Below are 21,303 nucleotides of genomic sequence, written 5' to 3' on the forward strand. Positions count from 1 at the left end.
CGTGAGGACGAGGACGTACCCATGGGAAGGCGCACCGGCCACGGGGAGCACGGGGGAGGGAAGGAGCGCCACGGGCTGACGCCGCCCGCGGCCGCTGCCGTCGCTGCCGGTGACACGGGGGTGCTGACCGCCTGGGGCGAGGACGCCTGCCGGCTGCTCGGCTGGTCGTCCGCCGAGGTGCTCGGCCGGCCCGCCGGCACCCTGCTCGCCGCGCCGCTGCCCTTCGCCGCACTGCGCCGCATCGCCGCCGGACGCGCCTGGGCGGGCCCCGTCGTCCTGCGCCACCGCGACGGCGGGGACGTGCCGGTCCGGCTGGGGCTGCGCCTCCTCAGCGACGCGTCGGGCACCGCGCACTGGGCCGTCACCGCGGCCGCGACCGCCCCCGGGCGACCGGAACCGGACGCCGGGGTCCTCGCCCAGCTCCCGGTCGCCGTCGCCGTCTACGACCGCGAGGTACGGCTCAGCACCGCCAACGCGGCGATGGAGCGCCTGGTCGGCAGGAGCGTGGAGGAGGTCCGCGGGCAGCGGCTGCGCGAGTTCATGCCCGGCGCGGCCTTCGAGGAGTTCGACCGCGTCCAGGAGGAGGTGATGCAGACCGGCGCGACCGCGCGCCTGGAGAGCCTCGGCCGCCCGCCCGGCGACGACCGCGACCACGCGTACGCGATGCTGGTCTTCCCGCTCAAGGACGGGTCGGGACAGGTCACCGGGGTGTCCGCCGCGGTCTACGAGACGACCGAGCAGTTCCACGCCCGGCGCCGGCTGGACATCGTCAACGAGGCGAGCACCTGCATCGGCACCACCCTGGACATCACCCGCACCGCGCAGGAACTCGCCGACGTCTCCGTACGGCGGTTCGCCGACATGGTCAGCGTCGACCTGCTGGACTCCGTCGTCCGCGGTGAGGAACCCGGCCCGCTGCCGGCCGCGGGCGCCCTCGCCTTCCGCCGCGTCGCCCAGCAGTCCGTGCTGCCCGGCTGCCCCGAGGCCGCCGCCCAGGTCGGGGAGCTGGACATGGTGCCCGAGCACTCGCCGGCCGCCTGCGCCCTGGTCACCGGGCGGGGGTCGCTGCACCGCACCCATGAGCCGGAGATCCGGCGCTGGACGGAGTACGACCGCGCCCGCGGCAGGAGCGTCGTCGACTACGGCGTGCACTCGCTGATGGTCGTGCCGCTGCGCGCCCGGGGCGCGACCCTCGGACTGGCGATCTTCATCCGGCACCGCACCCTCGACCCCTTCCACGCCGACGACCTGCTGCTCGCCGAGGAGATCGCCGCCCGGGCCGCCGTCTGCGTGGACAACGCCCGCCGCTACTCCAGGGAACGGGCCACCGCCCTCACCCTGCAGCGCAGCATGCTCCCCCAGCACTCCCCGCGGCAGGCCGCCGTCGAGGTCGCCTCCCGCTACCTGCCGGCCGGCTCCCGGGCGGGCGTGGGCGGCGACTGGTTCGACGTGATCCCGCTCAGCGGCGCCCGGGTGGCGCTCGTGGTGGGCGACGTCGTCGGCCACGGGGTGCACGCCTCGGCGACGATGGGACGGCTGCGCACCGCCGTGCGGACCCTCGCCGACGTCGACCTGGCGCCCGACGAACTCCTCACCCAGCTCGACGACCTGGTGGTACGCCTCGACATGGAGCAGGGGCAGGGCATCGAGGGCGGCTCGGACCAGTTCTACGGGGAGGTCGGCGCCACCTGCCTGTACGCGGTCTACGACCCCGTCACCCGGCGCTGCACCATGGCACGCGCCGGCCACCCGCTGCCCGCCGTGGTCCTGCCCGGCGGCCGGGCCGACTTCCCCGACCTGCCGGCGGGGCCGCCGCTGGGGCTGGGCGGGCTGCCCTTCGAGTCGGCGGAGCTGGACCTGCCCGAGGGCAGCCTGCTGGCCCTGTACACGGACGGCCTGATCGAATCGGCCGGGCACGACGTCGACGCGGGGCTCGCGCTGCTCGCCCGGACGCTCACCCGGCCGGCCGGGAGCCTGGACGAACTCTGCGACAACGTGCTGTACGGGCTGCTGCCGGACCGGCCCTGCGACGACATCGCCCTGCTGGTCGCCCGGACCCGCGCCCTCGACGCCCACCAGGTCGCCACCTGGGAGCTGCCCGACGACCCGGCCGTCGTCGGGCAGGCGCGCAGGACGGCCGCGGAGCAACTCCGCGAGTGGGGGCTGGGGGAGGCCGTGTTCATCACCGAACTGGTCGTCAGCGAACTGGTCACCAACGCGATCCGCTACGCCGGCGGCGGCCCGATCCAGGTCCGGCTGATCCGCGACGCCACCTTGATCTGCGAGGTCTCCGACACCAGCAGCACCGCCCCGCACCTGCGCCGTGCCCGGATCTTCGACGAGGGCGGCCGCGGGCTGCTGCTCGTCGCCCAGTTCACCCAGCGCTGGGGATCCCGGCAGACGCCCACCGGCAAGACGATCTGGGCCGAGCAGGAATTGGTCTGACTCCCTGACGCAGCGTCATCCCCGTCGGCCGAACCGCCCCTGAAGCGACGTCAGCCGCCGCGGGACCAGTCGCCCTGCCGGCCGCCGTTCCACTGGCCGCCGTGCCAGTCGGTGCCGCCGCCGGTGCGGTGCCGGCCGCCGAGGTGACCCTGCTCGCCCGAGCGGTGCGCGGCGATGGTGCGGGCCACGGCCTCCTGCCAGTCCTCGCTGTCCCAGGTGCCGCTGACGCGGGCGTGGCGGCCCGGGGCCGGGGCGTCGCCCGGAGCGTCCGGCCGCGCGGTGTCGTGCGTACCGGTGCTCGCCGCGGTGCCCGTACCCGCACCCGTACCCGTGCCCGTCGACGCGGCCTTCGTGACCGCCGTGTCGGCCTTCGTGGTCTCGGCGGAGACGGCCGCGCCCGCGGCGGTCGGCACCATGGCGTCCTCGACGGACCCGTCCGGTACGGCCCTGGCCGGCCCCTGGGCGGCTTCCGCGACGTCGCCGGAGCCGCCGTGCGGCATGAGCATGGACAGTCCCGCGATGGCGCCGGTCGCCGTCAGCACGGCGGTGCCCAGCGAGCCGCGGCCGGGACCGCCGCGCTGCCCACGGTGGCGGCCCCCGACGACCTCTCCGCTGATGACCTTGACCTCCGCGGCCTCACCCGCCTCCACCGGCTGCGGCCGGGGTATCACCTCGGTGGGGTCCAGCGCACCCGGGTCGGGGTGGCTCGGTGCCTCGGCGGGCAGGGGGAGAGAATCGGCCATGGCTGCGATCATTCACATCCGGCGGCCCGATGTCCAGTTCTCCCGAAGATCCAACTGTCTGTTCATCGTGCGGTATTGGCGCCGAAACCGGGCGGAACCGCTCCGTCGCCGCTCGCACCCCGCCGCCCCGGGGCGCACACTGGTCGCATGCCGGAGCTGCCCGAAGTCGAAGCCCTGGCCGGTTTCCTCACCGGCCGCATGGCCGGCCACGCCATCGCCCGGGTGCTGCCGGTGGCGGTGAGCGTCCTGAAGACCTACGACCCCCCGCTGGACGCGCTGCACGGGCGCACCGTGACCTCCGTCGGGCGCCGCGGCAAGTTCCTGGTCTTCACCACCGACGAGGGCGCGGCCCCGTACCTCGCCGTCCACCTGGCCCGGGGCGGCTGGCTGCGCTGGAAGGACGACCTGCCCACGACCCCGCCCCGCCCCGGCAAGGGCCCGCTGGCACTGCGGCTGCTGATGGCGGAACCGGAGGGCGCCGGCTTCGACCTGACGGAGGCGGGGACGCAGAAGCGGCTCGCCGTCCACTGCGTCCGGGACCTCGCGGACGTCCCCGGCATCGCCCGCCTCGGCCCCGAACCGCTCGATGCCGCCTTCACCCTCGAGGTCTTCGCGGCCCTGCTCTCCGGTGAACGCCGCCGCATCAAGGGCGTCCTGCGCGACCAGGGCGTCATCGCCGGTGTCGGCAACGCCTATTCGGACGAGGTGCTGCACGCCGCCAGGATGTCGCCGTACGCGCTCGCCGCGAACCTCTCCGCGGAGGAGGTCAGCCGGTTGTACGAAGCGCTGCTCACCACCCTCCGGGACGCCGTCGAACGCTCCCGCGGCCTGGCAGCGGGAGACCTGAAGGGCGAGAAGAAGACCGGGCTGCGGGTGCACGGGCGCACCGGCGAACCGTGCCCCGTCTGCGGCGACACGATCCGCGAGGTCTCCTTCAGCGACTCCTCCCTGCAGTACTGCCCCACCTGCCAGACCGGCGGGAAGCCGCTCGCCGACCGGAGGATGTCGCGGCTGCTGAAGTAGCCGCCCGGCGGACGGTGACCCAGGATGACTGGTGACCGAAAGGGTGCGCCATGTCCGATTCCACCGGGTACCGCTATGACGACCTGGGTGCGCTGTTCCTCAACTGCACGCTGAAACGCTGCCCCGAGGTCAGCAACACCGGGGGGCTCATCGACCGAAGCCGCGCCCTGATGGAGGCGCAGGGGGTCCGCACCGAGGTCGTCCGCGCCGTCGACGAGGACATCGCCACCGGCGTCTGGCCCGACATGACCGAGCACGGCTGGCGGACCGACGCCTGGCCCGCCCTGTACGAGAAGGTGCTGGCCGCCGACATCCTCGTCCTGTGCGGCCCGATCTGGCTCGGCGACAACTCCTCCGTCACCAAGCGTGTCGTCGAACGGCTTTACGCCTGCTCCAGCCTGCTCAACGACCGCGGCCAGTACGCCTACTACGGCCGGGTCGGCGGCTGCCTCATCACGGGCAACGAGGACGGCGTCAAGCACTGCGCCATGAACCTGCTCTACAGCCTCCAGCACCTCGGCTACACCATCCCGCCGCAGGCCGACGCCGGCTGGATCGGCGAGGCCGGCCCCGGGCCCTCCTACCTCGACCCGGGCTCCGGCGGCCCGGAGAACGACTTCACCAACCGGAACCTCGCCTTCATGACCTGGAACCTGATGCACCTGGCCGCCCTGCTCAAGCGCTCCGGCGGCATCCCGGGCCACGGCAACCAGCGGAGCGCCTGGGACGCCGGCTGCCGCCCCGACTTCGCGAACCCGGAGCACCGCTGACATGCGCATCGCGATCTTCGGAGCCACCGGCCACGTGGGACGCGAACTCGTGGCGCAGGCGCTCGACGCGGGCCACCACGTGACCGCCCTGGCCCGCGACCCCGCCGGGCTCCCTCCGCACGAACGGCTGACGGTCGTACCCGGCGACGTCCGGGACCCCGAGGCCGTCGGCCGTGTGATCGCGGGCGCCGACGGGGTGCTCAGCGCCCTCGGCACCCGCTCCCCACGCGGCGAGACGGTCTGCGCCGACGGGATGCGGCGCATCCTCCCCGCCATGCGGGCGCTCGGCGTACGGCGGCTGGTGGCCGTCGGCGCGTACGGGTCGGGACCCGGCCGGCGCGGTGTGTACCGGGCCGCGACCTCGCTGGTCATCCCGGCCATCATGCGGGACAAGGACCGTCAGGAGGAGCTGATCCGCGCCGAGGGCGACCTGTGGACGATCGTGCGGCCCGCCGTCGTCACCGGCGGCCGCTACTCCGGCGTCTACCGCACCGGATCCGACCTGCGGCTCGGTCTCGCCTCCCGGGTCAGCCGGGCCGACGTCGCCGACTTCATGCTCCGCGCCCTGGGCTCCGAGGACTGCGTACGGCGGGCCGTGGCCATCAGCTCCTGACCGCCCGGACGGCCCACCGCGGGCGGCGCCCCCCGCGGCGGGCGCCGAGACTGGCCGTACGCGCCCGCACCGCCCCGGAAGGACCCCGCCATGCCCACCAACCGCCGCAAGGACCTCGGACTGCTCGCGCTGCGCCTCGGGACCGGCTCGGTGCTCTTCGCGCACGGCGCCCAGAAGCTCTTCGGCTGGTTCGGCGGCCACGGCCTGGAGGGCACGGGCGAGGCGATGGAGTCCATGGGCTTCCGGCCCGGCCGGCGCAGCGCGCTCGCCTCGGGCCTCGCCGAGGCCGGCGGCGGCGCCCTGCTGGCGCTCGGCCTGGCCACCCCGGCCGCGGGCGCGGCCGCCGCCGGGGGGATGGCCGGAGCCGTCTCCGTGCACCTGCCGGCCGGTTTCTTCTCCGCCTCGGGCGGCTTCGAGCACCCGGCCTTCCTCGGCTTCACGGCCGCCGCGATCGGGATCGCCGGGCCCGGCCGCTACTCCCTGGACCATCTGACCGGCGACGTGCTGGACTGCCCCTGGACGGTCGTGGCCTGCTTCGCGGCCAGTGCCGTCGCCGCGGCGGTGGTGATCTCCCGCCGCAACGCCGCCGTACGCGCCGACATGGCGGCCGAACTGCCGCAGCCCTGACCGGACGGTGGACGCGGCGGTCCGGTCCTGACACAGTCCTGCTCTCGGCACCGAGAGACGGGACAGGGATGGGCGACCGGGCGGACCACCAGTACGAGATCTACCTCAACGGGCTCGCGGGCGTGCTGCCCGCGCTCCCCACCGACCTGACGCGGCTGGAGGAACTGGCCGCCGAGCGCCTGGCGCCCGGCCCCTTCGGCTACGTCGCCGGCAGCGCGGGCAGCGGACGCACGGAACGTGCCAACCGGGAGGCCCTGGACCGGCTGCGGATCGTGCCGCGCATGCTGCGCGACGTGTCCGCGCGCGACCTGACGGTGGAGGTCCTCGGCCGCACGCTGAGCGCCCCGCTCGCGCTGGGCCCGGTCGGCGTGCTGTCGATCGTGCACCCCGACGCCGAGCGCGCGGCCGCCCGTGCCGCCGCCGTGCAAGGGGTGCCCTTCGTGCTCTCCTCGGCGTCCAGTACGCCCATGGAGGAGGTCGCCGAGGCGATGGGCGACGCGGAACGCTGGTTCCAGCTGTACTGGGCCAAGGACCGCGAGGTCACGCGGAGCTTCCTGGGCCGTGCCAGGGCCGCCGGCTACACCGCGCTGCTGGTCACCCTCGATACCCCGTTGCTCGCCTGGCGCCCCCGCGACCTGGACCAGGCGTACCTGCCCTTCCTCAAGGGCATCGGCACCGCCAACTACTTCACCGACCCGGCCTTCCTCGCGGGCCTCGCCAAGCCCGTCGAGGAGGACCTGAACGCGGCCGTCCTGCACTTCGTCGGCATGTTCGCCGACCCCGGCAAGACCTGGCCCGACCTCGCCTTCCTGCGCGAGAACTGGGACGGGCCCATCGTCCTCAAGGGCGTGCAGCACCCCGACGACGCCCGTCTGGCCGCCGACGCCGGCATGGACGGCGTCGTCGTCTCCAACCACGGCGGCCGCCAGGTGGGCGGCGCGATCGGCGCCGCCGAGACCCTGCCGGGCGTGGCCCGTGCCGTCGGCGACCGCCTCGCCGTCCTCTTCGACAGCGGCATCCGCACCGGCGACGACGTCCTCAAGGCGCTCGCCCTCGGTGCCGACGCCGTCCTCGTCGGCCGCCCCTACGCCTACGGCCTCGGCCTCGACGGCCAGGCGGGCGTCGAGCACGTCATCCGCTGCCTGCTCGCCGAGTTCGACCTCACCCTCGCCCTGTCGGGCCACTCCCGTCCGGGGGACCTGGGTCCGCAGGCGCTCTCCCCGGGGTCGTGACCGGGCGTCAGGCGGGGGCGCCGGCCGGCTTGCGGACGCGGAAGGCGAACTGCCCGCAGTAGGTGAGCTTGCGGAGGTTCGCCAGGGCGGCGCCGCGCTTCGTCCGCTGCGCCCAGGTGTCGATCTCGGCGTTCAGCGGCGACGCCTCGTCCCAGTACCGGCCGTACTCGGGCGGCCGGCCGTGGTACGAGCGCATGATGAGGGTGACCCCGTCCAGGGAGGGCCGGATCTCCTCCAGGGCGAGCCCGGCCTCCTCGACCAGCACCCGGAAACCGTAGGGCGTGTAGTTCCAGAGGCTGAAGGAGTGGTACGGCTCGAACTGCGAGGTGCTGCCGATGAAGACCGCGCCCGGTCGCAGCACGCGGCCGATCTCGGCCAGCAGCTCCCGCGGACGGGAGACGTGCTCGAACACCTGGTGCGAGTAGATCAGCGGGACGGCGCCGGTGCGGAAGGGCAGCCGGACGCCGTCGTAGTGGACGACCGGGTCCCCGCCGGCGGTGCGCTGCCGCGCCTCGGGGGAGTCGCCGATGTCGACGCCCACCCAGCGCACCTTCGGGTTGTGCCGGCGGAAGCGCGCGGCCGAGGTGCCGCGGCCGCAGCCGAGGTCCACCACCTGGTCCGGTGCCTGGGCGGAGGTCATGGCCTCGTCGAGGTAGAAGCGCGACGTGACCTGGCGGGCGTGGTCGTCGGGGATGCAGTCGCGCATGAGCTCCCACAGGGTTGCCATGGACCCGATGCTACGGACGGCCCGCGGGCCGGGACCAGCGGCGCGCGGCCGGGGCGGTGCCCGCACCGCCGTCCGGGCCCCGTCCCGCGCCATGCGGACCGGAACTGACCGCAAGGCAGGCGAGCATGACGGTATGACGACGACGTTCCGTGGCCTGGCCACCATCCGCTACCACGCACAGGACCTCGCGGCCGCCAAGGCGTGGTACACCGAACTGCTGGGCATCGAGCCCTACTTCGACACCCCGGACTACATCGAGTTCCGCCTCGGCGACCACAGCCAGGAGCTGGGCGTCTCCCGCACGCCCTCCGCGCCCGCCGGCGTCGTCGCCTACTGGCACGTCGACGACCTCGAGACGGTCTGGGAGCGCCTGATCGCCCTGGGCGCCCGCCCGCACGAGGCACCGCGCGACCACGGCCACGGCTTCGTCGCCGGCGCGGCCCTCGATCCCTTCGGCAACCTGCTCGGCGTGATGTACAACCCCCACTTCGTGGAGACGGCCGGGCCGACCGGAGGCGCCGGCCGCAGCGTCACCGGTGCACCAGCAGGAGGGTGAACCAGACCGTCTTGCCGTCGCTGGACGGCCGGGTGCCCCAGCCCGTGGCCAGGGCCTCCACCAGCAGCAGACCGCGCCCCGACTCGTCGCGGAGTTCGGCCGGACGGCGCTGCGGGATGTGCGTGCTGTGGTCGGTGACCTCGACGGTGATCTCCCGGTCGGTACGGTGCAGCCGCAGCCGCAACGGCCCCTGGGCGTGCCGCACGGCGTTGGTGAGGACTTCCGAGGCCAGCAGGCAGGCGGCGTCCGCGATCTCCTCGCAGCCCCACTGCGCCAGGGTCTCGCGGACGAAGCCGCGCCCCTCGGCGACCGCCGAGGGGACGGCCGTCACCTCCATGGTGGTCGCGGCGAGCGGAGCCTCGGGCAGCCGGGCGAGCAGCAGGGTGACGTCGTCGGCGTGGCCGTCGGCGTCGGGGCGGAGCGAGGCGAGCACCATGTCGGCGGCCTCCTCCAGCCCGGGGGAGCGGGCGAAGGCGGTGCGCAGTTCCGTGCCGAGCCGGCGCAGCTGTGCGTCGATGTCGGAGCGCGGCGTCTCGACCAGCCCGTCGGTGTACAGCACGAGCGTCGACCCGGCGGGGACGGGCAGGCACACCTGCTGGTGCGGCACGTCGCCGACGCCGAGCGGCACGCTGATCGGCGCGGGCAGCTCGCGCACGGCGGCCCCGGGGCCGGGATCCACCAGCAGCACCGGCAGATGGCCCGCCGAGCAGACCGTCACCTCGCCCGCGTCCGGGTCCACCACCAGGTAGCAGCAGGTGACGAGCTGGTCGGGCAGGTCGGTGACGAAGGCGTCGAGCGCCTGCATCAACTGCCGCGGGGGTATCCCGGTCTTGGCCAGCGCGCGGGCCGCCGAACGCAACTGCCCCATCACCGCGGCGGCCTCCAGGCCACGCCCCATCACATCGCCGATGAGCACGCCCACCTGACCGCCGCCCAGCGGGATGAGGTCGAACCAGTCACCGCCGACGCCCGCGCCCTGGGTGGCCGGGAAGTAGCGGCTGGCGGTGCGCATGCCGGGCGGCTCGGCCGGTGACCCCATGAGGCTGCGCTGCAGGGTCAGCGCGATGTGCCGCTGCTGCCGGTACAGCTCCGTCAGCTCCTCCTCGGCACGCTTGAGGTCGGCGATGTCGCGCACGATGGAGCAGGCGCCCACGATGGCCCCGTCGCGGTCGCGGATCGGCCAGAGGGTCACGTCCACGTCCAGCAGCCGCCCGGTGCTCGTCACCCGCAGCGTCTCGAAGTGCTCCACCCGCTCGCCCCGGCCGAGCCGCTGCAGCAGGGTCGCGATCTCCTCCTTCAGGTGCGCCGGGGCCAGCATGGACACGTGCCGGCCGATGGCCTCCTCCGCCGCGTAGCCGTACAGCCGCTGTGCCGCGGCGTTCCAGTAGGTGATGCGGCCGTCGAGGGTCTTGGCGAGGATCGCGTCCTGGGACGACTCGACGAGCACCGCCAGCTCGTTGATGCGCTCCTCGGCGGCCTTGCGCTCGCTGACGTCGCGCACCGCCGCGGAGATCAGCAGGCCGTCGGCGGTCTGCAGCGGACTCAGGCTGATCTCGACGGGGAACTCCCGGCCATCCTTGCGCAGCCCGTACAGCTCCAGCCCGGCGCCCATCGGCCGTACCTGCTGGTTGTCCGCGTAGCCGTGCCGGTAGGCGGGGTGGTGGCCGCGGAAGCGATCGGGGACCAGCACCTCGACGGGACGGCCCAGCAGTTCCTGCCGGGTGTGGCCGAACAGGGACTCGGTCTGGGCGTTGACCAGTCTGATGACACCGGTGCCGTCCACGATGACCATCGCGTCCGGGGCCGCCTCCAGCAGCGCGCGGAACATCTCCTCGGCGGCCGGGTCGCCGACCGCCGGGGCCGGCATGTCGGTCCTGGTCTCGTGCATCGTGGTCCCCCTGTCCATCCGGGCGTCCGTTCGGGGCCGATTCCGGGACCGTAGGGCCTGGCGGCGGGCCGTGCCGGGGATGCGCCGAAACCGGTCCGGTTCGCCCGAATCCGCTCAATCCGCGATCTTCCCTGCCCCCTCCTGCGGCACGCGCACTCCAGATCACGGCCCGTGTCGGACATCCCGTCGGCGTCCGGACCACCGCAAGAGGCCCCATCCGGCCCTAGCGGACCGTCATCGGGAGTGCCGAGTCTGGGAAGGAGAGGTCTCCCGTACCCGACGTTTCGGAGGAAGCCATGCACGACGAGGAGCTCCGTGCCCTCGACGCCCATTGGCGCGCCGCGAACTACCTGGCCGTCGGCCAGATCTACCTGATGGGCAATCCGTTCCTGGCCGAACCGCTCCGCCCCGAACACGTGAAACCACGGCTGCTCGGCCACTGGGGCACCTCGCCCGGCCTGAACCTCGTGTACACCCACCTCAACCGGGTGATCAAGGCCCGCGGGCAGCGGGAGCTCGCCGTCTGGGGCCCGGGGCACGGCGGCCCGGCCGTCCTGGCGAACGCGTGGCTGGAGGGTACCTACTCGCAGACCTACCCGGACGTCCCCCGTGACGCCGCGGGCATGGACCGGCTGTTCCGGCAGTTCTCCTTCCCCGGGGGCGTGCCGAGCCACGTCGCGCCGGAGACCCCCGGCTCGATCCACGAGGGCGGTGAGCTGGGCTACTCGCTCTCGCACGCCTACGGTGCCGCCTTCGACCACCCCGAACTCGTCGTCACCTGCGTCATCGGCGACGGCGAGGCCGAGACGGGGCCGCTCGCCGCGTCCTGGCACTCCAACAAGTTCCTCGACCCCGTCCACGACGGCGCCGTCCTGCCCGTGCTGCACCTGAACGGTTACAAGATCGCCAACCCGACCGTGCTGGCCCGCATCCCGGAGGGCGAGCTCGACGAACTGCTGCGCGGCTACGGACACGAGCCGCTGCACGTCACCGGGGACGACCCGATGGCCGTCCACGCCGCGATGGCCGAGGCGATGGACACCGCCCTGGACCGCATCGCGCAGATCCAGGCCGCCGCCCGCGAGGGCGGGGAGAGCGGGCGCCCGCGCTGGCCCGTGATCGTGCTGCGCACGCCCAAGGGGTGGACCGGCCCGGCCGAGGTCGACGGCCTGCCCGTGGAGGGCACGTGGCGCGCCCACCAGGTGCCGATGGCCGCGGTCCGCGACAACCCCCAGCACCTGCGCCAGCTCGAGCAGTGGATGCGCTCGTACCGCCCGCAGGAGCTGTTCGACGAGCACGGCGCGCCCACCTCCCAGGTGCTGGCCTGCGTCCCCGAGGGCGACCTGCGGCTCGGCGCCACCCCGTACGCCAACGGCGGGCTGCTGCTGCGCGACCTGCCCGTGCCGCCCCTGGAGCGGTTCGCTGTCGAGGTCGACAAGCCGGGCGTGACCCTGCACGAGCCCACGCGGGTCCTCGGCGACCTGCTGGAACGCGTCATGGCCGACACCACCGAGCGCCGCGACTTCCGGCTCGTCGGCCCCGACGAGACCGCCTCCAACCGGCTCCAGGCGGTCTACGAGGCCAGCGGCAAGGCCTGGCAGGCCGAGGTCCTCCCCGTCGACGAACACCTGGACCGGCACGGCCGCGTCATGGAGATCCTGTCCGAGCACACCTGCCAGGGCTGGCTGGAGGGCTACCTCCTCACCGGCAGGCACGGGCTGTTCTCCTGCTACGAGGCCTTCGTCCACATCGTCGACTCGATGGTGAACCAGCACGTCAAGTGGCTGCGCACCACGCGGGCGCTGCCCTGGCGCCGCCCCATCGCCTCCCTGAACTACCTGCTGACCTCGCACGTGTGGCGGCAGGACCACAACGGCTTCTCACACCAGGACCCCGGCTTCATCGACCACATCCTCAACAAGGCGCCCGAGGTCGTGCGGGTCTACCTGCCGCCGGACGCCAACACCCTGCTGTCGACCGCCGAGCACGTGCTGCACAGCCGCGACTACGTCAACGTGGTCGTCGCCGGCAAGCAGCCCTGCTTCGACTGGCTCGACCTCGACGCCGCCCGCGCCCACTGCGCCCGCGGCGCCGGGGTCTGGCAGTGGGCGGGCACCGAGGACGGCACCCGTGAACCGGACGTCGTCCTCGCCTGCGCGGGGGATGTCCCCACCCAGGAGGTGCTGGCCGCCGCCTCGCTGATCCGCCGTCATCTGCCCGAGCTGGCCGTACGGGTGGTCAACGTGGTCGACCTCGCGCGGCTGGTGCCCAAGGACGAGCATCCGCACGGCATGGCGGACCCGGAGTACGACGCGCTCTTCACCCGCGACAAGCCGGTGATCTTCGCCTACCACGGCTACCCGTGGCTCATCCACCGGCTCGCCTACCGCCGCACCGGCCACGCCCACCTGCACGTGCGCGGCTACAAGGAGATCGGCACCACGACCACGCCCTTCGACATGGTCGTCCGCAACGACCTCGACCGCTTCCGGCTGGTCATGGACGTCATCGACCGCGTGCCGGGGCTCGCGGTGCGGGCCGCGCCGGTACGCCAGCTGATGGAGGACGCCCGGCTGCGGCACCACGCGTGGATCCGCGAGCACGGCGTGGACCTGCCCGAGGTCACCGACTGGACCTGGCCGGGGCGGTGAGCGGCTGACCGGCAGGCGACCGTCAGCCGTCCTTCACGGCGCGCCGCCCGCGGCCGACGCGGGCGGCGCCTCCTGCTCCGCCTCCCCGAACCGTGCCAGGGCCAGTGCCCCCGCGATCGAGAGCACGAAGCCGAGCACGGCGAGCGGGGCCCGGTCGTGCCGCGTGGAGTCCCCCAGCCACACCACCCCGAACAGCGCGGGCCACAGGGACTCGGTGATGACCATCGCCGCCGTCGCGGCGGTCACCGAGCCCGCCTGGAGGGCGTCCACGAGGAAGACGAAGCCGGTGATCCCCGAGATGACGACGGCGTACGTCGCCGGGTCCGCGAGCAGTTCGCCCACTTCGAACCCGACCAGCATCCGCACCGCGACCGCCACGACGCCGAAGCCGAGCCCCGCCACGGCGCCGAGCACCGCCGCCCTGCTCCGCGTCGCACGGCGGTCCACGATCCGGCCGGCGACCGCCAGCACGACCGCCGTGACGAGGATCGCCAGCCGCAGCCGCAGGTCCCCCTCGCCCCCGCCGTCCCGGCCCGCGGAGACCGCCAGCACCGCGAGCCCGACGCACACCGCGCCGACCGCTGTCCACTCCGCCGCACGCAACCGCACCTTCAGCAGCACCGCCGCCACGACCGCGGTGACCGCGAGGGAGGACGCCAGCGCCGCCTCGACCACGAACAGCGCCAGGGACCGCAGCGCGACCAGCTCCGCCGCGAAGCCCAGTGCGTCCATCCCGACACCCGCGACGAACGGCCAGCACCGCAGTGCCGCCAGCAGCGTCCGCGCGCCCGAGCACGGCGCCCCGGGCGAGCCCGCGGCGGCCCGGCGCGCGCCCATGGCCTGTATCACCGTCGCCGTCCCCATCAGGACGGCGGCACACAGAGCGAAGGCGATACCCGGTCCCATGCACGGACCGTAACGGCCGGAGGCGGGCGGCCGGTGCGACCGCCACGCGTCATCCCCCGCCTGCCTGCGCGCCGAAGGCGACGAGCAGCACGGCGACGCCGACCGTCAGCCAGGCGACGGAGTCCCCGGGCAGCCCCGAGTGCAGCCGGCGCAGCGGCACCACGGCCGTCCGGGTCACCGCGCCGGCGGCGGTACGGGTACGCCGCGCGAGGGCGCCGGAGGCACCGGGGCCCCACACGGCGGCCGCGGCCAGGGCCGCGGCGGCGGCCGAGGAGAGCAGGCCCAGCAGCACGCCCTCCGGCGTCCACCCGGCCGCGGGCGGCACGTGCGCAGGACCGGCCGCCCGCGACGGGCCGAGCGTCGCGGCGGCGTACCCCGCGTGGTCGGTGAACACCGTGGCGGAACGGGCGAGGGAGGCGCCCACGGCGGGGACCGTGCCGACCGCCAGGCAGCCGAGCAGCAGCAGCGCCGGGACGGTGACCATCATCACCGGCAGCACACGGCGCGGCCCGCGGATCTCGGGCTCCTCGCCCTCCCCACTGGTCTCCGGCTCCCAGGGGTGGGACGCAGGACGGGGACCTGCGCCGTGGAAGACCCGCAGCGCGGCGCGCAGTACGGCGCCGCCGGTCACCGCGGAGGCCACGAGGTACGCGGCGGGCAGCCACCCCAGCCAGTGCGCAGCGGCGTCCTCCGCCAGCGCCTTGCCCAGCCCGGTGCCGAAGGGCGGCAGCCCCGCGAGCACCAGTCCGGCCAGCAGGAACAGCGCGCCGGGCAGCACCAGTTCCCGGGCCCTGCCGTGCAGCCCGTGCTCGTCGACCGAGCCGTACCGGTCCAGTAGCACCCCGGTCAGGCCGAACAGGGCGGCCTTGGCCCCGGCGTGCCCCGCGACGTACACGGCGGTGCCCGCGGTGCCCAGCGGCGTGAGCGTGGCCACGCCCACCAGGAACAGCCCCACGTGCGAGATGGTGGAGAAGGCCAGCAGACGTTTCAGGTGCCGCTGTTGCCAGCACATCACCGCCCCCACCAGAGCGGTCAGCACCCCGAACGCCGTCAGGGTGTCCCGCAGCGCCTGCGGGGGGATGCCGCCGGGACCGGAGAAGACCGCCCAGTAGACGCGCGTGACCCCGTAGACGCCCAGCTCGACCATCACCCCCGACAGCAGCATGCACACCGGCGTCGGGGCGACGGCGTGCGCGTCGGGCAACCACAGGTGGAAGGGGACCGTCGCGGCCTTCACCAGCAGCCCCGTCACGACCAGCACGAAGCCGCACACCACGACGGCGTCCGGCCCGCCGTGCCGCGCCAGTTCACGTCCGATCGCGGCGAAGCCCAGCTCGCCGGTGCGCGCGTACAGCAGGCCGATGCCCATCAGGGAGGCGTACGCGCCCAGCGAGTTGACCAGGCCGAAGGTCAGCGCGCCCTGCAGCGGGCGGGGATCCTCGATGCGGTACCCGGTGAGGGCGTACGCGACCACGCCCATCAGCTCGAAGAAGACGAAGGCGTCGAAGAGGTCGCCGGTCAGGGCGAAGCCGCACATGCCCGCCTCGAAGAGCAGCAGAAGGGCGGGGAAGTTCCCCGCGTGGTCGCCGCCCGGCTCGGCGTAGTAGCGCCACGAGTAGACCACCACCGCCAGCACCAGCACCGCGGCGAGCAGCGCCATCCCGCCGCCGACCCGGTCCGCGGCCAGGACGACGCCGACGCCGTGGCCGCTCGGGGCCTGCGGCCGCCAGCCGCCGAGCCACGCCACGGACAGCCCGTCGCCCGTGCCCGCCCACAGCGCCGCCACGACCACGACCTCCGCCGCCGCGCAGACCGTGGCCAGCACGTCGCAGCCCAGCCTCGGCAGCCATCTGCCGCACACGGCCAGCAGCACCGCGCCGAGCAGCGGAACGGCGACGGCCAGCGGCAGCAGGGCGTCCGGCCCCACGGTCGGCGCCCTCAGCCCTTCAGTCCGGTCAGCGACTCCGGGTCCAGGGTGCCGTGCCGCTTGCGCAGCTGGATGACCAGGCTGAGCAGCAGCGCGGTCACCACCGCCCCCACCACGACGTCGGTCAGGGTCATCGCCTGCACGACCGGGTCGACGACCGGGGTGCGCACGGAGGTGTCGGAGTAGACGGGGGCGGTGCCGCCGCGCCGGTAGCCGACGGCCAGCAGCAGCACGTACGTCCCCGACTGGGTGACGCTCAGGCAGCCCACGGCCTGGATCAGGTCACGGCTGGTCACCAGCCCGTACATCCCGGCCAGGAAGACCCAGCCGGCCACGAGGTAGGGCAGCACGCTCACTTGTCGGTCACCTCCACGGCCTGGTCGAGGAAGGCGGCGAGCAGGACGACGACGCCCGAGCCCACCTCCACCCCGACGGCGGCGTTGATCAGCGGTACGAGCCCGCCGGAGGCCAGGTCGCGGAAGGTCCCCAGCGGCAGCGTGTTGGCCAGGTAGGCGCCGGCCACCGCGAGCCCCACCAGGCCCAGCGCCGTGAACGCGGCCGCCGCGAGGGCGTCCGTCACCTCCAGGACGGCCAGCGGGCGCACCCGGCCCAGCACCCGGTAGTCGGCGGCCACGTACGCCAGGTGCAGGCCCGCGGCCAGCACCACGCCGCCCTGGAAGCCACCGCCCGGGCTCAGCTGGCCGTGCGCGACGACGTACCAGCCGGTCAGCAGCGTCACCGGCAGCAGCAGCGCGCCGAACAGCCGGGTGGCCGGCAGCACGGACAGCGGCGCCGGGCCGACCTTGTGCTCGTCACGGGCCGGCCGCAGCAGCACGGTGGCCCCCAGGACCGCCGCGAACAGCACGGACTCCTCGCCGAGGGTGTCGAAGGCCCGCTGGTCGAAGTTGACCGAGGAGACCACGTTCGCGGTGTGCCGGGTCAGCGCCGCGGCGACCGCCCGGTCGCCGTAGGGGTGGACGTCACCGCCGAACGGCGGCAGCCCGGCGCAGGCGAGCGCCCAGCCCGCGAACAGCACCGCCGCGGCGACGGCGAACAGCCGGATCCGCGCGCCGCGCCTCACCGGCCCTCCCGCCCGGTCCGCTTGGCCGCGGGCCGCCGGACCCGGCGGACGGTGAGGAGGATCAGCAGCGGCGTCAGCACCGAGCCGACGGCCAGCTGCGACAGCGCCACGTCCGGTGCCTGGAACACGGTGAACAGCAGCGCGAACGCCAGGCCCAGGAAGGCCAGCACGACCGACTGCCGGACCGGGTCGCGGGTCAGCACGGCCGCCGTGGCCGTCACCGCCACCAGCAGCAGCGCGATCACCACCAGCACATCGGTGCCCGTCACGTGGCGGGCTCCCTGCGCTCGTCCATGCGTACGGTCAGCCGCCCGAGCGCCATCGTGGTCACCGTGCCGCCGGCTGCCAGCAGCACGCCGATGAACAGCAGTTTCAGCGCGGCGCGCCCCGGCCCCGTCTCCACCGCCAGGGCCAGCGCCACCAGCGGGGCGCCCAGCGCGCCAGCGGGGGACAGGGCGTGCAGCCGGCGGTAGGGGCCGGGCAGCAGGACCAGCGCCGCCGCGGACAGCAGGAGCACGGCGCAGCCCGTGACCAGCAGCGCCAGGGCCAGCAGGTGACGGACCGTCATGTCGCCGCACCGCCGCCCTCGTGCGGTTCCCCGGCCAGGAACCGGGTGAACACCAGCGTCCCGACCGGCCCCAGTACGGCCAGTACCAGTGCGAGATCGCCGTACGAAGTGCGCCCGAAGCCCTCGGCCAGCAGCAGGAGCACCACCGCCACCAGCGTCGTCGCCAGGCTCACCCCGGCCAGCCGGGCGTGCGCCGCCCCGCGCAGCACCAGCCAGGCGCACGGGCCCAGCCCGGCGCTCATGAGCACCCCGGCCGCGATCAGCCACGCGTTCACCGCCGCACCTCCTCGGCGCCCAGCGCCCGCTCCATCGCCGACGCGCCGCCACCCAACCGGTGCACCGTGACGGCGCGTTCGCCGCTGTCGTCGACGTCCACCACGACGGTGCCCGGGGTGGCGGACAGCATCACCGTCGCCCATCCCGCCCCGACGCCCTCCGGCAGCCGCAGGGTGTGCAGGCCGCCGCGGTGCGCTCGCCCGCCGACGGCCGCCACGGCCAGTTGCCAGGTCTCCGAGAGCACCGCACCCGGCCAGGCGCGTACCGCACGTGCCCCGTACCGCGCACCGCCCGGCGCCGCGTCCGCGGCCTTCCGTACGGTGTGCGCGGCGATGCCGGCCAGCAACGCGCCGGCCGCGCCGACGATGACCTCCAGCACCGTGACGGGCCCGATCAGCACCACGTACAGGGCGAGCAGCACGAGCAGCCACCCCGTCACCTCGGCCGCCGTGCGCCCCATCCTGCCCTCCCGGATCCGTCCGCCCCGTCCGCCAGGTCTACCGGCCGCGGCGCACCCGGCCCGCCCCGCGCGCCGCCCGCACGGCCGCTGCCACCCGTTCGCCGCACCGCGGTCGAGGCGCGTGTACCCGCGTCCCGGCGGGCCATTCACCTCATCGGAGGATCGGGAATGCCGCCTTTGCAGGGATATGCTCCCGTGGGGCGATGGTTGGCGACGTGCAAGGAGAAGGCAGTGGTGAAGAGTTGGCGCGCGGTGGCGGTCGTCCTGGCCCTTGCGGCGGAGGGGTTCCTGGTGTCCTGCGACGCGGGCGGCGACGGGGCACCCGGTGCCGACGTCACCGGCCCCGCCGTGCCCTCGGGGGGAGGGTCACCCGGCGGCGCGACCGGCGGGTCCTCCCCGCACTCCTACGAGATCTCCGGCGCGAAGGCGCTCGACGTGCGCAATGAGAACGGCTCCGTGCGGATCACCGTGGGGAGCGGGCCGATGTCGGTGACCGAGACCCTGGAGTACGGCGCCGTGAAGCCGGCCACCCGTCATCAAGTCGAGGGCGGCACCTTGCGGCTGGTCGGCTCCGGGTGCGGGAACAGCCGGCCGTGCAAGGTCGACTACGTCGTCAGGGTGCCCCCCGCGACGCCCGTCACCGTCAGGGTGGACAACGGGGAGGTCGAGGCGGACGGCGTCACCGGCTCGGTCGACCTCGGCACGGGCAACGGCGGCGTCACCGGCAGCGCGCTCGGCGCCCGCCGGGCGTCCCTGACGAGCGGGAACGGCACGGTCGAGGCGACCTTCGCCGTCGCACCGCAGGAGGTCACCGCCACCGCCGGGAACGGCATGGTCACCGTCACCGTGCCGCCCGGAACCGCCTACGACGTGCGGGCCCGGACCGGCGTCGGCATGAGGCAGGTGAGCGTGCCGACCGATCCGTCGTCGTCCCGCAGGATCACCGCCACCACCGAGAACGGCATGGTCACGGTGCAGACGGGCTGACCGCCCGCCCGGGGCCGCCCCGGGGCGCCGGTCGGCGCGCCCCGGGACCGGTGACGGGTCAGCCGCGGACGGCCCCCTCGGTCGCGCCCGCGATGAAGCCCCGCGCGAAGAGCGCGAAGACCAGCACCAGGGGCGCGGAGGCGATGAGCACGGCGGCCATCACGACGCTGTAGTCCGTGGAGCGGCCGACGTTGAGCTGGGCCAGGGCGACCTGGAGCGTGATGTGCTCGGGGTTGACCAGGGCGATCAGCGGCCAGACGTAGTCGTTCCAGGCGTTGACGAAGGCGTAGATGCCGAGGAACGCCAGCGCCGGGCGGATCATCGGGAGCACCACGTGCCAGTACTGGCGCAGGAAGCCGCAGCCGTCCATGCGGGCGGCGTCGAGAAGTTCGTCGGGGACGCCCCCGCTGACGTACTGGCGCAGCCAGAAGATGCCGAAGGCGTTGGCCAGCGCGGGCGGGATGAGCGCCTTGAGCGTGCCGAGCCAGCCCAGGTGCATCATGATCAGGTACTGCGGGATGATCGCCAGCTGCAGCGGCAGCATCATGAAGACGAGCAGCACCCCGAAGAGCCACCTGCGCCCGGGGAAGTCGAACTTGGCGAAGGCGAAGGCCGCGATCGAGTCGACGAGGAGCACGAGCACGGTCGAGACGCAGGCGACCGCCAGCGTGTTGAGCATCGAGCCGAAGAAGTCGATGCTGTCGAGCACCGTGCGGACGTTGTCCAGCAGGTGCGGGCCGAAGGAGACCTTTGGCGGCGTGCGGTAGATGTCGCGGGTGGTGTTGGTCGCCATGACGATCGTCCAGTAGAACGGGAAGACCGAGACGAGGACCGCGACGATCAGCACGAGGTGCGCGGTGAGCCCCTTGGGGCGCAGCGACCGTGCGGTGCGCGTCATGACTTCCTCCCGCGCTGGACGAGGCGCCAGTTGACGACGACGAGCACGAGGATGAGCACGAAGAACGCCCAGACGATGGCGGCCCCGTAGCCGAAGTCGTTGTTGGAGAACGCCGATTGGTAGAAGTAGAGCAAGGTGGTCAGACCCGCCTGGCCGGGGCCGCCGAGATTGGCGTTGGCCGCGTTGCTCCCGAACAGGACCTGCGGCTCGGTGAAGCTCTGCAGGCCGTTGACGGTCGAGATGACGACCGTGAACAGGATGACCGGGCGCAGGATCGGGATCGTGATGCGCAGGAAGGTCCGCACCGGCCCGGCCCCGTCGATCCGCGCCGCCTCGTAGACCTCGCCGGGGATGGCCTGCATCCCCGCCAGGTAGATGATCATGTTGTACCCGGTCCACTGCCAGGTCATCAGCAGCGCGATGACCAGCTTGATGGTCCACGGATTGCTCATCCACTGGACCTCGGGCAGGCCGGCCATGTGCAGGATCGCGTTGACCAGGCCGAAGTTGTTGCTGAAGACCGCCCCGAAGAAGATCGCGATGGCGACGATCGAGGTGACGTTCGGCAGGAAGAGCGCGATCCGGTAGAAGGACTTGAAGCGCCGCACGGAGTTGAGCAGCGTGGCCAGCACCAGCGCCCCCAGGAGCGTCGGCACCGTCGACAGCACCCAGATGGCCAGGGTGTTGCGGATCGACAGCCAGAAGACCGGGTCGTCCATCAGGAAGCGGAACTGCTGCAACCCGACGAACTGCATCTCGCCGATGCCGTCCCAGCGGTGGAAGGCCAGGTAGAGCGAGTAGAACACCGGCCAGAGCATGAAGACGCCGAAGACCAGGTAGAACGGCGAGATCGCCAGGTACTGCGGCCAGAAGGACAGCACACCGCGCCGGGCGGCCCCCGCCGCCGGCTGCGGCAGGTGGTGCG

General features: G+C 73.9%; 22 protein-coding genes. 9 read left to right on the plus strand and 13 right to left on the minus strand.

The window, feature by feature from the left end; genetic code table 11:
- The first annotated feature begins 21 nt into the window (after window positions 1–21).
- Window positions 22–2,445, plus strand: a complete 2,424-nt coding sequence (locus tag ABZ312_RS06545; RefSeq protein WP_500357914.1) for a SpoIIE family protein phosphatase — start codon at window positions 22–24, stop codon at window positions 2,443–2,445.
- 50 nt (window positions 2,446–2,495) lie between these two features.
- On the opposite strand, the gene ABZ312_RS06550 is transcribed toward ABZ312_RS06545, so the two are convergent.
- Complete coding sequence (locus ABZ312_RS06550) at window positions 2,496–3,188, minus strand: hypothetical protein (RefSeq protein ID WP_500325100.1); 693 nt, start codon at window positions 3,186–3,188, stop codon at window positions 2,496–2,498.
- Window positions 3,189–3,335: 147 nt separating this feature from the next.
- On the opposite strand from ABZ312_RS06550, the gene ABZ312_RS06555 reads away from it, so the two are divergent.
- The 5 genes from ABZ312_RS06555 (at window position 3,336) to ABZ312_RS06575 (ending at window position 7,453) form a co-directional block, all read left to right on the plus strand.
- Window positions 3,336–4,211, plus strand: a complete 876-nt coding sequence (locus tag ABZ312_RS06555) for an Fpg/Nei family DNA glycosylase (RefSeq protein WP_500325098.1) — start codon at window positions 3,336–3,338, stop codon at window positions 4,209–4,211.
- Between the two features lie 50 nt (window positions 4,212–4,261).
- Window positions 4,262–4,981, plus strand: coding sequence for a flavodoxin family protein (locus tag ABZ312_RS06560; protein ID WP_500325096.1), 720 nt, complete (start codon window positions 4,262–4,264; stop codon window positions 4,979–4,981).
- A gap of 1 nt (window position 4,982) precedes the next feature.
- The gene (locus ABZ312_RS06565) at window positions 4,983–5,594 is read left to right on the plus strand and encodes an NAD(P)-dependent oxidoreductase (protein WP_500325094.1); all 612 of its coding nucleotides are present in this window, start codon (window positions 4,983–4,985) and stop codon (window positions 5,592–5,594) included.
- Window positions 5,595–5,684: 90 nt separating this feature from the next.
- Window positions 5,685–6,221 carry a DoxX family protein gene (locus tag ABZ312_RS06570; RefSeq protein WP_500325092.1) on the plus strand — a complete coding sequence of 179 codons (537 nt, stop codon included), beginning with the start codon at window positions 5,685–5,687 and terminating at the stop codon, window positions 6,219–6,221.
- 68 nt (window positions 6,222–6,289) lie between these two features.
- Window positions 6,290–7,453, plus strand: coding sequence for a lactate 2-monooxygenase (locus ABZ312_RS06575; RefSeq protein WP_500325090.1), 1,164 nt, complete (start codon window positions 6,290–6,292; stop codon window positions 7,451–7,453).
- A 7-nt stretch (window positions 7,454–7,460) separates the two neighbouring features.
- Here ABZ312_RS06575 and ABZ312_RS06580 read toward each other — a convergent pair whose 3' ends face one another.
- A complete protein-coding gene (locus tag ABZ312_RS06580) occupies window positions 7,461–8,180 on the minus strand; it encodes a class I SAM-dependent methyltransferase (protein ID WP_499510480.1) in 720 nt (239 codons plus the stop codon).
- A gap of 133 nt (window positions 8,181–8,313) precedes the next feature.
- On the opposite strand from ABZ312_RS06580, the gene ABZ312_RS06585 reads away from it, so the two are divergent.
- Window positions 8,314–8,736: a VOC family protein gene (locus ABZ312_RS06585; RefSeq protein ID WP_500325088.1), complete on the plus strand. Its 423-nt coding sequence runs from the start codon at window positions 8,314–8,316 to the stop codon at window positions 8,734–8,736.
- On the opposite strand, the gene ABZ312_RS06590 is transcribed toward ABZ312_RS06585, so the two are convergent.
- Window positions 8,711–10,624 carry a PAS domain S-box protein gene (locus tag ABZ312_RS06590; protein ID WP_500436645.1) on the minus strand — a complete coding sequence of 638 codons (1,914 nt, stop codon included), beginning with the start codon at window positions 10,622–10,624 and terminating at the stop codon, window positions 8,711–8,713. The genes ABZ312_RS06585 and ABZ312_RS06590 overlap by 26 nt on opposite strands.
- 236 nt (window positions 10,625–10,860) lie before the next feature.
- On the opposite strand from ABZ312_RS06590, the gene ABZ312_RS06595 reads away from it, so the two are divergent.
- Window positions 10,861–13,275, plus strand: a complete 2,415-nt coding sequence (locus tag ABZ312_RS06595) for a phosphoketolase family protein (RefSeq protein WP_500436703.1) — start codon at window positions 10,861–10,863, stop codon at window positions 13,273–13,275.
- 33 nt (window positions 13,276–13,308) lie between these two features.
- Here the strand turns inward: ABZ312_RS06595 and ABZ312_RS06600 are convergent, their stop codons facing one another.
- The 8 genes from ABZ312_RS06600 to ABZ312_RS06635 are packed head-to-tail and all read right to left on the minus strand — an operon-like array spanning window position 13,309 to window position 18,493.
- Window positions 13,309–14,181: a DMT family protein gene (locus tag ABZ312_RS06600; protein WP_500325085.1), complete on the minus strand. Its 873-nt coding sequence runs from the start codon at window positions 14,179–14,181 to the stop codon at window positions 13,309–13,311.
- A 49-nt stretch (window positions 14,182–14,230) separates the two neighbouring features.
- Entirely contained in the window at window positions 14,231–16,108 is a 1,878-nt protein-coding gene (locus ABZ312_RS06605; RefSeq protein WP_500436649.1) for a complex I subunit 5 family protein, read from the minus strand.
- A gap of 11 nt (window positions 16,109–16,119) precedes the next feature.
- A complete protein-coding gene (locus ABZ312_RS06610; protein ID WP_500325081.1) occupies window positions 16,120–16,464 on the minus strand; it encodes a sodium:proton antiporter in 345 nt (114 codons plus the stop codon).
- A complete protein-coding gene (locus tag ABZ312_RS06615) occupies window positions 16,461–17,189 on the minus strand; it encodes an MnhB domain-containing protein (protein ID WP_500325080.1) in 729 nt (242 codons plus the stop codon). Before ABZ312_RS06615 ends, ABZ312_RS06610 begins: the two co-directional genes overlap by 4 nt.
- Window positions 17,186–17,458: a Na(+)/H(+) antiporter subunit B gene (locus ABZ312_RS06620; protein WP_500325078.1), complete on the minus strand. Its 273-nt coding sequence runs from the start codon at window positions 17,456–17,458 to the stop codon at window positions 17,186–17,188. The genes ABZ312_RS06615 and ABZ312_RS06620 overlap by 4 nt, the downstream gene beginning before the upstream one ends.
- On the minus strand, window positions 17,455–17,757 hold the full coding sequence (locus tag ABZ312_RS06625; protein ID WP_500325077.1) for a monovalent cation/H(+) antiporter subunit G: 303 nt from the start codon (window positions 17,755–17,757) through the stop codon (window positions 17,455–17,457). The genes ABZ312_RS06620 and ABZ312_RS06625 overlap by 4 nt, the downstream gene beginning before the upstream one ends.
- Complete coding sequence (locus tag ABZ312_RS06630) at window positions 17,754–18,032, minus strand: MrpF/PhaF family protein (RefSeq protein ID WP_500325075.1); 279 nt, start codon at window positions 18,030–18,032, stop codon at window positions 17,754–17,756. The genes ABZ312_RS06625 and ABZ312_RS06630 overlap by 4 nt, the downstream gene beginning before the upstream one ends.
- The gene (locus ABZ312_RS06635) at window positions 18,029–18,493 is read right to left on the minus strand and encodes a Na+/H+ antiporter subunit E (RefSeq protein WP_500325073.1); all 465 of its coding nucleotides are present in this window, start codon (window positions 18,491–18,493) and stop codon (window positions 18,029–18,031) included. Before ABZ312_RS06635 ends, ABZ312_RS06630 begins: the two co-directional genes overlap by 4 nt.
- 231 nt (window positions 18,494–18,724) lie before the next feature.
- On the opposite strand from ABZ312_RS06635, the gene ABZ312_RS06640 reads away from it, so the two are divergent.
- On the plus strand, window positions 18,725–19,480 hold the full coding sequence (locus ABZ312_RS06640; protein ID WP_500436651.1) for a DUF4097 family beta strand repeat-containing protein: 756 nt from the start codon (window positions 18,725–18,727) through the stop codon (window positions 19,478–19,480).
- A gap of 58 nt (window positions 19,481–19,538) precedes the next feature.
- On the opposite strand, the gene ABZ312_RS06645 is transcribed toward ABZ312_RS06640, so the two are convergent.
- Both ABZ312_RS06645 and ABZ312_RS06650 read right to left on the minus strand, forming a co-directional pair.
- Window positions 19,539–20,378, minus strand: coding sequence for a carbohydrate ABC transporter permease (locus ABZ312_RS06645; RefSeq protein WP_500436653.1), 840 nt, complete (start codon window positions 20,376–20,378; stop codon window positions 19,539–19,541).
- Window positions 20,375–21,259, minus strand: a complete 885-nt coding sequence (locus tag ABZ312_RS06650) for a carbohydrate ABC transporter permease (RefSeq protein ID WP_500325250.1) — start codon at window positions 21,257–21,259, stop codon at window positions 20,375–20,377. Before ABZ312_RS06650 ends, ABZ312_RS06645 begins: the two co-directional genes overlap by 4 nt.
- Between the last annotated feature and the right edge of the window lie 44 nt (window positions 21,260–21,303).

The organism is Streptomyces sp. NPDC006207 (assembly GCF_040613835.1).
In the GTDB taxonomy this organism is placed as follows: domain Bacteria; phylum Actinomycetota; class Actinomycetes; order Streptomycetales; family Streptomycetaceae; genus Actinacidiphila.

Bases quoted from the DNA above. Each gene is read 5' to 3' on its own strand.
- ABZ312_RS06635 (WP_500325073.1), bottom strand. From the start codon at position 18,493: ATGGGGCGCACGGCGGCCGAGGTGACGGGGTGGCTGCTCGTGCTGCTC.
- ABZ312_RS06585 (WP_500325088.1), top strand. From the start codon at position 8,314: ATGACGACGACGTTCCGTGGCCTGGCCACCATCCGCTACCACGCACAG.
- ABZ312_RS06565 (WP_500325094.1), top strand. From the start codon at position 4,983: ATGCGCATCGCGATCTTCGGAGCCACCGGCCACGTGGGACGCGAACTC.
- ABZ312_RS06580 (WP_499510480.1), bottom strand. From the start codon at position 8,180: ATGGCAACCCTGTGGGAGCTCATGCGCGACTGCATCCCCGACGACCAC.
- ABZ312_RS06555 (WP_500325098.1), top strand. From the start codon at position 3,336: ATGCCGGAGCTGCCCGAAGTCGAAGCCCTGGCCGGTTTCCTCACCGGC.
- ABZ312_RS06625 (WP_500325077.1), bottom strand. From the start codon at position 17,757: ATGACGGTCCGTCACCTGCTGGCCCTGGCGCTGCTGGTCACGGGCTGC.
- ABZ312_RS06550 (WP_500325100.1), bottom strand. From the start codon at position 3,188: ATGGCCGATTCTCTCCCCCTGCCCGCCGAGGCACCGAGCCACCCCGAC.
- ABZ312_RS06560 (WP_500325096.1), top strand. From the start codon at position 4,262: ATGTCCGATTCCACCGGGTACCGCTATGACGACCTGGGTGCGCTGTTC.
- ABZ312_RS06645 (WP_500436653.1), bottom strand. From the start codon at position 20,378: ATGACGCGCACCGCACGGTCGCTGCGCCCCAAGGGGCTCACCGCGCAC.
- ABZ312_RS06570 (WP_500325092.1), top strand. From the start codon at position 5,685: ATGCCCACCAACCGCCGCAAGGACCTCGGACTGCTCGCGCTGCGCCTC.
- ABZ312_RS06545 (WP_500357914.1), top strand. From the start codon at position 22: ATGGGAAGGCGCACCGGCCACGGGGAGCACGGGGGAGGGAAGGAGCGC.
- ABZ312_RS06590 (WP_500436645.1), bottom strand. From the start codon at position 10,624: ATGCACGAGACCAGGACCGACATGCCGGCCCCGGCGGTCGGCGACCCG.
- ABZ312_RS06575 (WP_500325090.1), top strand. From the start codon at position 6,290: ATGGGCGACCGGGCGGACCACCAGTACGAGATCTACCTCAACGGGCTC.
- ABZ312_RS06600 (WP_500325085.1), bottom strand. From the start codon at position 14,181: ATGGGACCGGGTATCGCCTTCGCTCTGTGTGCCGCCGTCCTGATGGGG.